General features: G+C 65.6%; 6 protein-coding genes. All 6 read left to right on the top strand.

Annotated features, from left to right (window positions below; all coding sequences use genetic code 11):
• Positions 1-121: 121 nt before the first annotated feature.
• The 6 genes from J8847_RS23645 to ahpF all read left to right on the top strand — a co-directional run bounded on the left by J8847_RS23645 (position 122) and on the right by ahpF (position 8,802).
• Positions 122-3,592, top strand: a complete 3,471-nt coding sequence (locus J8847_RS23645; protein ID WP_211527136.1) for a response regulator — start codon at positions 122-124, stop codon at positions 3,590-3,592.
• Between the two features lie 6 nt (positions 3,593-3,598).
• On the top strand, positions 3,599-4,429 hold the full coding sequence (locus J8847_RS23640) for a protein-glutamate O-methyltransferase CheR (protein ID WP_211527135.1): 831 nt from the start codon (positions 3,599-3,601) through the stop codon (positions 4,427-4,429).
• A complete protein-coding gene (locus tag J8847_RS23635) occupies positions 4,426-5,031 on the top strand; it encodes a chemotaxis protein CheB (protein WP_211527134.1) in 606 nt (201 codons plus the stop codon). The genes J8847_RS23640 and J8847_RS23635 overlap by 4 nt, the downstream gene beginning before the upstream one ends.
• Complete coding sequence (locus J8847_RS23630; RefSeq protein ID WP_211527133.1) at positions 5,028-6,248, top strand: hybrid sensor histidine kinase/response regulator; 1,221 nt, start codon at positions 5,028-5,030, stop codon at positions 6,246-6,248. The genes J8847_RS23635 and J8847_RS23630 overlap by 4 nt, the downstream gene beginning before the upstream one ends.
• Positions 6,249-6,501: 253 nt before the next feature.
• On the top strand, positions 6,502-7,065 hold the full coding sequence (gene ahpC / locus J8847_RS23625) for an alkyl hydroperoxide reductase subunit C (RefSeq protein WP_211527132.1): 564 nt from the start codon (positions 6,502-6,504) through the stop codon (positions 7,063-7,065).
• A gap of 159 nt (positions 7,066-7,224) precedes the next feature.
• Positions 7,225-8,802 carry an alkyl hydroperoxide reductase subunit F gene (ahpF, locus tag J8847_RS23620; protein ID WP_211527131.1) on the top strand — a complete coding sequence of 526 codons (1,578 nt, stop codon included), beginning with the start codon at positions 7,225-7,227 and terminating at the stop codon, positions 8,800-8,802.
• Positions 8,803-8,976 lie beyond the last annotated feature (174 nt).

Genomic DNA, 8,976 nt, shown 5'->3' with positions numbered 1-8,976 from the left:
CCCCCCCCCCAAACACCCCCCCCCCCCCCCGCCCCCCCCCCCCCCGACCCTACCGTGTGCGCCAAAAAAATTGTATGAGTTACACTTTGGATATTTTTTTCCTAATAAATATCCAAAACGCATGACGGGCACCTCCATCGATAACTTCGAGTTTCGCCGCATCCTCACCCGCAACCTCGTATTGCCCTTAGGAATGAGCTTCCTGAGCGCCGTCGTGTTCGTCGGCCTCATCGCTTACCTGATCAACGTCCTGAATTGGGTCGAGCATTCCGAGAAGGTGATCGGCAACGCGCACGAGGTCAGCAAGCTGTCGGCCGACATGGAGGCAGGCATGCGCGGCTACCTCCTGTCCGGCGACGAAGCCTTCCTGTCCCCCTACCTGCTGGCGTCCCAGCGGGTGGAAGACGGACTCCGCTCGCTGGCCGACCTGGTCAAGGACGCACCCTTGCAGGCTGAACGCGTGCGCCGCGTCAACGCCGCCCAGAAGCAGTGGAATCAATACGCCAGCGAGATGATCGCGCGCCGCCGCGTGGGCGCCGACGTGGTCGAATCGGTGCGCAGCGGCCGCGGCAAAGTGCTGACCGACGAGGTGCGCCGCAATTACGACGAATTCGTCACCGTCGAAGGACGCGTGCTCCAGGAGCGCAACGATTCCGCGCGCCGGGTGGTGTTCTGGTCGGTCGTGACCTTCCTCACCTTCAGCGTGGCGGTGGGCGTTGGCCTGGCCCTGTTCGGGCGCCGCCAGCTGGTCAGCCTGTCCACCAGCTACCGCGAAGTGCTGGAACACGAGGCCGAGCACAATGCCGAGCTGCGCCAGCAGGCCTGGCTGCGCACCGGCGTGAACGAGCTGACCATGCAGAGCGCCGGCATCCATAACCTGGAGCCGCTGGCCGAAGCCGTGCTGGCTTATATCGCACGCTACCTGGACGGCGCCGTCGCGGCCATGTACGTGCGCAGCGAAGAGGGCGTGCTGCGCCGCATCGGCGCCTATGGCTTCCCCTACGACGGCAACGACCACGCCAAGGTGATCCAGCCGGGCGAATCGCTGGCCAGCAAGGCGGCAGGCGACAACCGCATCCTGGTCTTGCGCGACCTCCCGGACGGCTATCTCAAGGTGGCCACCAGCCTGGGCAACACGCCGCCGCGCGAGCTGATCATCGCGCCGGTCTACAATCATGGCAAGGTCAAGGGCGTGATCGAGATCGGCTTCCTGCACCCGGTATCCAAGCGCGACCGCGAGTTCATGGAGCTGATCGCCCCGGTGGTGGGCGCCTCGATCGCGGCGGTGCTCTATCGCCAGCGCCTGCAGCACGCGCTGGAAGAAGCCCAGACCCTGAACGAGGAACTGCAGGTGCAGCAGGAAGAGCTGCGTACCGCCAACGAAGAGCTGGAAGAGCAGTCGCGCGCGCTGGAAGAATCGCAGACCGCGCTGGAGAACCAGCAGGCCGAACTGCGCACCACCAACGACCAGCTGGCCGAGCAGGCGCTGGCGCTGGACATGAAGAACGCGGCCCTCACCGGCGTCCAGGAAGAACTGCAGTCGCGCGCGCTCGAGCTCGAACGCGCCAGCCGCTACAAGTCGGAATTCCTGGCCAATATGTCGCACGAGCTGCGCACGCCGCTCAACAGCTCGCTGATCCTGGCCAAGCTGCTGGCCGATAACGCCGGCGGCAACCTGACCGACGAGCAGGTGCGCTTCGCCCACACGATCTACTCGGCCGGCAACGACCTGCTCCAGCTGATCAACGACATCCTCGATATCTCGAAGGTCGAAGCGGGCAAGCTGGACCTGGTGCCGGAAGACGTCCCGATCCGCCGCGTGGTCGAGGGCCTGGCGCGCACCTTCGAGCCGCTGGCGCGCCACAAGTCGCTCGACTTCAAGGTCAACATCGCGCCCGACGTGCCGGCCACCCTGCACACCGACCGCCAGCGCATCGAGCAGGTGCTCAAGAACCTGCTGTCGAACGCGGTCAAGTTCACCGATAGCGGCGCGGTCAGCCTGTCGGTGGCGACTGGCGTGGACGGCATGCTGGCCTTCCGCGTGCAGGACAGCGGCATCGGCATCGCCCACGACCAGCAGGAAAAGATCTTCGACGCCTTCCACCAGGCCGACGGCACCACCAGCCGCCGCTTCGGCGGCACCGGCCTGGGCCTGTCGATCTCGCGCGACCTCACGGGCCTGCTGGGCGGCACGCTCACCGTGTCCAGCGAACCCGGCGAGGGCAGTGTATTTACCTTGAACCTGCCGCGCGGCGGCGTCCCTGCACTGGCAAGCCCGGCCCCGGCGCCCGCCTACGCACCTGCCGCGCAACCGGCACCAGTGGCGGCCACGCCGGCGCCGGCTCCGGCGCCGCAGTCCGATCCGGTGGAAGTCTTCCCGGACGACCGCGACGAGGCCGGCGACGGCCGCCGCACCGTGCTGGTGGTCGAGGACGAGCCGCAATTCGCGCGCATCCTCTACGACCTGGCCCACGAAATGGAATACCGCTGCCTGGTGGCGCAATCCGCCGACGAGGGCCTGGCCCTGGCCGCCAGCCAGAAGCCGGACGCGGTGCTGCTCGACATCCGCCTGCCGGACCGCTCCGGACTGACCGTGCTCCAGCAGCTCAAGGACAACCCGTCCACACGCCACATTCCGGTGCACGTGGTGTCGAGCATGGAGAATGGCGGCGAGGCCCTGCACCTGGGCGCGATCGGCTATGCGCTCAAGCCAACCTCGCGCGAGCAGCTGGAAGAAGTGTTCCGCAAGCTGCAGGAGAAATCGACCCAGAAGATCAAGCGCGTGCTGCTGGTCGAGGACGACGAGCGCCAGCGCGAGAGCGTGGTGCAGCTGATCGCCGACGACGACGTCCAGATCGCGCCGGTCGGCACGGCCGGCGAGGCGCTGGAACTGCTGCGTACCGAGATCTTCGACTGCATGATCATCGACCTCAAGCTGCCCGACATGCAGGGCAGGGAGCTGCTCGAGCGCATGTCGAACGAAGAGCTGTGCTCCTTCCCGCCGGTGATCGTGTACACCGGCCGCAACCTGACCCGCGACGAGGAAGCCGAGCTGCTGCGCTACTCGCGCTCCATCATCATCAAGGGCGCGCGTTCGCCCGAGCGCCTGCTGGACGAGGTAACCCTGTTCCTGCACAAGGTCGAGTCCGAACTCTCGTCCGAGCGCCAGACCATGCTGAAAGCCGTGCGCGGGCGCGACCGCGTGTTCGAAGGGCGTACCATCCTGCTGGTGGACGACGACGTGCGCAACGTCTTCGCCCTGACCAGCGCGCTGGAGCAGCGCGGCGCGAAGGTCGAAGTGGGCAGGAACGGATTCGAAGCACTGGAAAAGCTCGACCAGGTGCCGGGCATCGACCTGGTGCTGATGGACGTGATGATGCCGGGCATGGACGGCCTGGAAGCGACCCGCCGCATCCGCGCGGACGGCCGTTTCGACCGCCTGCCGATCGTCGCGATCACGGCCAAGGCCATGAAGGACGACCAGGAGCAGTGCCTGGCCGCCGGCGCCAACGACTACCTGGCCAAGCCGATTGACCTGAGCCGCCTGTACTCGCTGCTGCGGGTGTGGATGCCGGCGCTGGAGCGGATTTGACGAGCCATGAGTAAGCCACCGAGCGATTTCGACATCGAACTGCGCATGCTGGTCGAGGCGGTCTACCTGAAGTACAACTACGACTTCCGCGACTACACCGGCGCGTCGCAAAAGCGGCGCGTGCTGGTGGCGATGCGCGAGATGGGCTGCGACACGGTGTCGGCGCTGCAGGCCAAGGTCCTGCACGAGCCGGACGGCTTCGCGCAGCTGCTGCAATACCTGACGATTCCCGTCACCGAGATGTTCCGCGACCCGGAATACTTCCTGGCGGTGCGCGAGCAGGTGGCGCCTTTCCTGCGCACCTACCCGTCGCTCAAGATTTGGGTGGCCGGCTGCAGCACCGGCGAGGAGGTGTATTCGCTCGCCATCCTGCTCAAGGAAGAGGGGCTGCTCGAGCGCAGCATCATCTACGCCACCGACATCAATCCGCAGTCGCTGGAAGCGGCGCGGCGCGGCGTGTTCCCGCTGGAGCGCATGCGCCTGTACACCGAGAATTACCAGAAGGCCGGCGGCACCAGGGCGTTCTCGGACTATTACGTGGCGGCCTACGACGGCGCCAAGTTCGACCGCTCGCTGGTGGAGAACGTGACCTTCGCCGACCACAGCCTGGCCACCGACAGCGTGTTCTCGGAAACCCATTTCGTCAGCTGCCGCAACGTGCTGATCTACTTTAACCGCCAGCTCCAGGACCGCGTGCTGGGCCTGTTCCACGAGTCGCTGTGCCACCGCGGCTTCCTGGGACTGGGCAGCAAGGAGTCGATCGACTTCTCCAGCTATGCCCAGCGCTTCGAACCGCTGGCGCGGCGCGAGCGCCTGTTCCGCAAGGTGGCGTCATGACGCTCGACACGCAGATCGCAGGCGCCCTGGACGGCCGCGGCATCGAAATGGTGATCATCGGCGGCTCGGCCGGCGGCGTCGACGCCCTGATCGCCTTGCTGCCGGCGCTGCCGGAAAGCTTCGGGCCGGGCGTCGTGTGCATCCTGCACATTCCGTCCGACCGCGACAGCCGCCTGGCCGAGCTGTTCGCCACCCGCGTGGCGCTGCCGGTGCGCGAGGCGCGCGACAAGGAACCGATTCAGCCGGGCACGGTGTATTTCGCCGGTCCGGGCTATCATCTGTCGATCGAAAACGACCGCAGCTTCTCGCTCAGCTGCGAGCCGCCCGTGCATTTCGCGCGGCCGGCGATCGACGTCCTGATGGAATCCGCCGCCGACGTCTACGGCCCGGCGCTGGCAGGCATCCTGCTGACCGGCGCCAACCACGACGGCGCCGACGGCATGGCCCGCATCAAAGACTGCGGCGGGCTGACCGTGGTGCAAGACCCGAACGAAGCCCAGGCCAGCACCATGCCGGAAGAAGCCATCCGGCGCTGCGCCCCGCACCTCGTGCTGCCCCTGGAAGGCATTCGCACGCTGCTGCCCTTGTTGGAGAAACCATGAGCGTCCAAGACCCAAGCAAGATCCTGATCGTCGACGACCTGCCGGAAAACCTGCAGGCACTGGAAGCGCTGCTGCGCAACGAGGAATGCGAGATCCACCAGGCCGGCTCGGGCGACCAGGCCCTGACCCTGCTGCTCGAGCACGAGTTCGCGCTGGCCATCCTCGATGTCCAGATGCCGGGCATGGACGGCTTCCAGCTGGCGGAGCTGATGCGCTCCACTTCGCGCACCCGCAACATCCCGATCGTGTTCGTCTCGGCGGCCGGGCGCGAGCTCGACTACGCCTTCAAGGGCTACGAAAGCGGCGCGGTCGACTTCCTGTACAAGCCGCTCGACCCCGACGCGGTGCGCGGCAAGGTCAAGGTCTTCGTCGCGCTCGACCAGCAGCGGCGCGAGACGCGCCGCCAGATGGCGGCGCTGGAGCGCAGCCGCCAGGAGCAGGAAACCCTGCTGCGCGAGCTGAACCAGACCCAGGAAGAGCTGCAGCGCTCGCTGCACATGCGCGACGACTTCATGTCGCTGGTGGCGCACGAGCTGCGCACGCCGCTCAACACCCTGTTCCTGGAAACCCAGATGCGCAGCCTGCAGCTCAGGCGCGGCAATGCGGCGGCCTTCAGCCCGGACCAGATGGAAGCCATGGTGCGCCGCGACGAGCGCCAGATCAAGGCCATGATCCGCCTGATCGACGACATGCTCGACGTTTCGCGCATGCGCAGCGGCAAGCTGTCGATCCGGCCCTGCGATGTCGAGCTGATGAGCCTGCTGGACCGGGTGGTGAGCGACCTGGCCCTGCAGGCGGCCTCCACCGGCACCACCCTGACCCTGGTACCGCACGACCCGATCAAGGGCTGCTGGGACGAGTTCCGCATCGAGCAGGTGATCGTCAACCTGCTGACCAATGCGCTGCGCTACGGCGGCGGCCTGCCGGTCGAGGTCAGCGTGCAGCTGGAGGGCGACATGGTGAAAATCGACGTACGCGACCAGGGCAAGGGCATCGCGGCGACCGACATCGAGCGCATCTTCGAGCCCTACGAGCGCGGCGCCCGCAACGGCGAGCCCAAGGGACTGGGCCTGGGACTGTACATTTCGCGCCAGCTGGCCGTGTCGCACGGCGGCGAACTGCGCGTGACCAGCACGCCGGGGGAGGGCTCGACCTTCAGCCTCCACCTTCCCTGCACCGAGCAGCTGATTGTCGTCGAGGCCGCCAGCGACGCCTGATCCTTCCTTCTCGCGTACGGCGGCCGAGACCGCCGTACGCCAATCGGGCCCACGGTTGCACCCGCTTGGCATTTGGGCCACACTGTCCGGGCTCCACTTTCCCCATTGACCTGTTATTAAATGGGCTGAGCAATACTTGACTGATAGGTAAAATCAATCAAGAATATCGTTTCAATCAATTTCACAAACGATGAGCAGTCCGATAAACTGCTTCTCACTGAACTGATTCATCAACCGCAAAACAGGAGATTACATGTCCCTCATCAACACCCAGATCAAACCGTTCAAGGCGACCGCTTACCACGCTGGCAAGTTCTTCGACCTGACCGAAGAAAACTTCAAGGGCACCTGGTCGGTCCTGATGTTCTACCCGGCTGACTTCACCTTCGTCTGCCCGACCGAACTGGAAGATCTGGCCGCATTCCAGCCGGAATTCGAAAAGATGGGCGTGAAAGTGTACGGCGTGTCGACCGACACCCACTTCGCCCACAAGGCATGGGCCGACACCTCGGACGCCATCAAGAAGGTCAACTACCCGCTGATCGGCGACCCGACCGGCGTCCTGTCGCGTAACTTCGAAGTCATGATCGAAGAAGAAGGCCTGGCGCTGCGCGGCACCTTCGTGATCAATCCGGAAGGCCAGATCAAGGTCATGGAAGTGCACGACAACGGCATCGGCCGCGACGCATCGGAACTGATGCGCAAGGTCAAGGCAGCCCAGTACGTCGCATCGCACCCGGGCGAAGTGTGCCCGGCCAAGTGGACCGAAGGCGCCGAAACCCTGACCCCGTCGCTGGACCTGGTCGGCAAGATCTAATCGCGTAGTCCCGTAGTTTGTCCGGGCCGCCGCGGCGGCCCGGTTCATTTCTAAGCCAGCTTTTTATGCCTGGAAAGGCCAGGCAATCAAATTAGTCGATCTCACAGCAGATTTACTACTTTGCTTATTGAACGCTGAACGACGAAGAAGGAAAAGACGATGCTCACACCTGAACTGAAAACCCAGCTTGGCGCCTACCTCCAGCGCGTGCAGCAGCCTTTCGAGATGATTGCTTCCCTGGACGACAGCGACACCTCGAAGCAGATGCGCGACCTGCTGGACACCATCCAGGGCCTGCGCAGCGACAAGATCACCGTGCGCTACGACGGCAACGACGCGCGCAAGCCGTCCTTCTCGCTGGCGCGCCCCGGCAGCGGCACCCAGCTGCGCTTCGCCGGCCTGCCGCTGGGCCACGAGTTCACCTCGCTGGTGCTGGCCCTGCTGTGGACCGGCGGCCATCCGCCGAAAGTCGAGCAGGACGTCATCGACACCATCAAGGCGCTGGACGGCGACTACAACTTCGAAGTCTACATGTCGCTGAGCTGCCATAGCTGCCCGGACGTGGTGCAGGCGATCAGCCTGATGGCGATCCTGAACCCGCGCGTCAAGGCCACCGTCATCGAAGGCGGCGCCTTCAAGCAGGAAGTGGAGGCGCGCCAGGTGATGGCGGTGCCGGCCCTGTTCCTGAACGGCGAGCTGTTCAACTCGGGCCGCACCACCGTGGAAGAGATCGTCGCCAAACTGGACACCGGCGCCGGCGCCCGCGAGGCGGCCAAGCTGGACGCCAGGGACCCGTACGACGTCCTGATCATCGGCGGCGGTCCTGCCGGTTCGGCGGCGGCGGTGTACGCGGCCCGCAAGGGCATCCGCACCGGTATCGCGACCGGCCGCATGGGTGGCCAGGTGAACGACACCATGTCGATCGAGAACTACATCTCGGTGCTGGAAACCGACGGCCCGAAGTTCTCGGCCGCGCTGGAAGCCCAGGTGCGCCACTACGGCGTGGAAGTGATGCAGCAACAGGAAGCCGCCCAGCTGATCCCGCCGTCGACCCCGGACGGCCTGGTCGAGGTGCGCTTCGCCAACGGCGGCACCCTGAAGTCGAGCACCGTGATCCTGTCGACCGGCGCGCGCTGGCGTAATGTGAACGTGCCGGGCGAGCAGGAGTACAAGAACGCCGGCGTCAATTACTGCCCGCACTGCGACGGACCGCTGTACAAGGGCAAGCGCGTGGCGGTGATCGGCGGCGGCAACTCGGGCGTCGAAGCGGCGATCGACCTGGCCGGTATTGTGGAACACGTGACCCTGCTGGAGTTCGCGCACCAGCTGAAGGCGGACGCGGTGCTGGTCAACAAGCTGGAAAGCCTGAAGAACGTGAGCATCCACACCAATGCGCAGACGACCGAAATCGTCGGCGACGGCAAGAAGGTCAACGGGATCCGCTTCAAGGACCGCATCAGCGGGGAAGAGCACCTGGTGCCGCTGGAGGGTGTGTTCGTGCAGATCGGCCTGGTGCCGAATACCGAGTGGCTGAAGGGTTCGGTGGAACTGTCGCGCTTCGGCGAGATCATCGTGGACGATCATGGCCGGACCAATATCCCGGGTGTGTTCGCCGGGGGCGATGCGACCACGACGCCGTTCAAGCAGATCGTGATCGCGGCGGGGGACGGGGCGAAGTGCGCGCTGTCGGCCTTCGATTACCTGATTCGCAAGCCGGTGGCTGTCGAAGCTGCCTGAGTAGTTCGCTGAAAAGGAAACGCCATCTCCTGCGGGAGATGGCGTTTTTGCTTTATGAGTCGTGCCAACGCTCGTCTTCACCTCCGCGGGGGGAAACCGGGGGGGGGGGGGGGGGGGGGGGGGGGGGGGGGGGGGGGGGGGGGGGGGGGGGGGGGGGCGCCGGGGGGGGGCGGG

The organism is Massilia sp. AB1 (assembly GCF_018119385.1).
In the GTDB taxonomy this organism is placed as follows: Bacteria; Pseudomonadota; Gammaproteobacteria; order Burkholderiales; family Burkholderiaceae_D; genus Telluria.
The sequence above is the reverse complement of the archived record's forward strand: the minus strand, read 5'-3'. Positions and strand labels throughout refer to the sequence as shown.

Coding starts and splice junctions, on each gene's coding strand:
- J8847_RS23645 (WP_211527136.1), top strand. CDS start 122: ATGACGGGCACCTCCATCGATAACTTCGAGTTTCGCCGCATCCTCACC.
- J8847_RS23640 (WP_211527135.1), top strand. CDS start 3,599: ATGAGTAAGCCACCGAGCGATTTCGACATCGAACTGCGCATGCTGGTC.
- J8847_RS23635 (WP_211527134.1), top strand. CDS start 4,426: ATGACGCTCGACACGCAGATCGCAGGCGCCCTGGACGGCCGCGGCATC.
- J8847_RS23630 (WP_211527133.1), top strand. CDS start 5,028: ATGAGCGTCCAAGACCCAAGCAAGATCCTGATCGTCGACGACCTGCCG.
- ahpC (WP_211527132.1), top strand. CDS start 6,502: ATGTCCCTCATCAACACCCAGATCAAACCGTTCAAGGCGACCGCTTAC.
- ahpF (WP_211527131.1), top strand. CDS start 7,225: ATGCTCACACCTGAACTGAAAACCCAGCTTGGCGCCTACCTCCAGCGC.